The 1,948-nt window shown below is 49.5% G+C and carries 2 protein-coding genes and 1 pseudogene; 2 read left to right on the plus strand and 1 reads right to left on the minus strand.

Translation table 11 applies throughout. The annotated features are described in order from the left end of the window. Positions 1–371, minus strand: a pseudogene (locus QVO66_RS09250) (helix-turn-helix domain-containing protein); the annotation flags it as partial. Positions 372–639: 268 nt separating this feature from the next. Here QVO66_RS09250 and QVO66_RS09255 point away from each other — a divergent pair. Both QVO66_RS09255 and QVO66_RS09260 read left to right on the plus strand, forming a co-directional pair. Then, entirely contained in the window at positions 640–1,752 is a 1,113-nt protein-coding gene (locus QVO66_RS09255; RefSeq protein WP_021855200.1) for an efflux RND transporter periplasmic adaptor subunit, read from the plus strand. A gap of 3 nt (positions 1,753–1,755) precedes the next feature. After that, positions 1,756–1,948: efflux RND transporter permease subunit (locus QVO66_RS09260; RefSeq protein WP_288172776.1), on the plus strand; the 193-nt coding region annotated here is incomplete at its 3' end.

Below are 1,948 nucleotides of genomic sequence, written 5' to 3' on the forward strand. Positions count from 1 at the left end.
TTTGTGAAAGAGTGTATGGGTATGTCCTGTGTCTGCAGCAGTTTCTCAATAGGCACGGGCTTGAAGTTTTTCAGCGAGTTTCGTGCAAAGGTGTATGTAACCAGCATGCACCATGCCCTTGCATCTTTTTCACATTTCTCTATTCGTATGGTCACAGTGTCAAGGCTGTCTATGCACGAGCAACTTTCTATGTGGCATCTTTTTCCGTTAAGATTTATGTCAATACAGCCTTCGCTCACAACAATGAATACCCTGCTGCTGTCAATGTCGATACCTTCAAGTCGGTGAAACTCGTTCGGATTGACCAGCAATATCTGCTCCTTGATATAGCACGAAGGCGGAAACTTAGGCATTAGTTCGTGAATGTTCATACGGTAGTTTTTTATGTATTTGAGGCAGACTGCCGTGGCGCTTTTGTCATATTGCCTGTATTTGCGGGATCTGCCGATGAAGATGTGCTTGCAAATATACTTATTAAGTGTCCTTTTTAGACAATTTTTAGCGCAAAATAGACATAGCGTTTGCAAATTAGTCTTAACGATGTCTGTAATGAACAAATTCTTACTCCAAATTTACAAAAGAGCAAGCGTTTTGTCAGGATAATTTTGTGCCCGAAACATCAAAGAATAAAAAATGAGTATGAGATTAAGACATGTTTTTATTTTATGTTGCCTGTCTATTTTGTTCGGGTGTAACAACAAGTCCGGACAGCAGGCAGCCGGCGGCGACTATCCGATGATGACTCTGAAGGCCGAGGACAGAACCCTGTCGCTTAAATATTCAGCAGTAACCGAAGGCCGTCAGGATGTGGAGGTGCGTCCGCAGATTTCAGGAAAGATAACCCAGGTATGCGTAAAGGAAGGTGCCTATGTGCGCAAGGGCCAGGTGCTGTTCGTCATCGACCAGGTGCCGTACCGTGCGGCTGTAGCCAAGGCACGCGCGTCCGTGGCCACGGCAGAAGCCAATGAGGCAACTGCAAAGCAGACGCTTGCCGGCAAGCAGTCGTTGTATGCCGACAAGGTGATATCCGATTTTGAGTTGCGCACGGCTCAGAACAGCTATAAGAGTGCGGTGGCAGCCCTTAGTCAGGCCCGTGCCGAACTTACCGACGCGCTCAACAACCTGTCTTACACAGAGGTGAAAAGTCCCGTTGACGGCTATGCCGGCATGACGTCGTTTCGTGTAGGCGCGCTGGTTGACGCCTCTATGACGGAGCCGCTGATACACGTATCCGACAATTCGGTGATATATGCCTACTTCTCTCTGTCCGACAAGCAGGTGCTCTCGTTAACCTCACAGTATGGTTCACTTGACGAAGCCGTCAAGTCGTTTCCCGAGGTGTCGCTTGAGCTGAGCGACGGTTCGGTGTATGAGAAAAAAGGTAAGGTAGACGTGCTCAGCGGCATTGTCGACAAGACAACAGGAACCGTCAGCGTGCGTGCCGTGTTCGACAACAGCTCGCGCAGGATAATGAGCGGAAGCCAGGCCAATGTGGTGGTGCCTTACGAGTGTAAAGACTGTGTGGTGATACCGCAGGGAGCAACCTACGAGCTTCAGGACAAGGTGTTTGCCTATCGTGTAATCAATGGTCGTGCCGTGTCTACGCCCATTGAGGTGTTCGAGATAAACGACGGCAAGGAATATATCGTAAAGTCGGGCCTTCGCAAGGGCGACGTGATAGTGTCAGAGGGAGCCGGCCTGCTTAAAGATGGTACGGTGGTGGCGTCATCCGGAACAAAAAAGGAGAAATAGCCTATGAAACTGCAGAAGTTTATCGACCGTCCCATCCTGTCGATGGTGATATCCGTTGTGATACTTGTTGCCGGACTTATAGGTCTGTATGCCCTTTCCGTAGAGCAGTATCCCGACATAGCTCCGCCAACCATCCGCGTGTCTACCACTTACAGCGGAGCCAATGCCGAGGCTGTGCAGAAGAGCGGCATCGTGC

This window comes from Prevotella sp. CAG:255 (assembly GCF_000431195.1).
GTDB classification, from domain to species: Bacteria; Bacteroidota; Bacteroidia; order Bacteroidales; family Bacteroidaceae; genus Prevotella; species Prevotella rara.

Excerpts from the sequence above, each read along its gene's own strand:
- QVO66_RS09255 (WP_021855200.1), top strand. The coding sequence starts at position 640 with ATGAGATTAAGACATGTTTTTATTTTATGTTGCCTGTCTATTTTGTTC.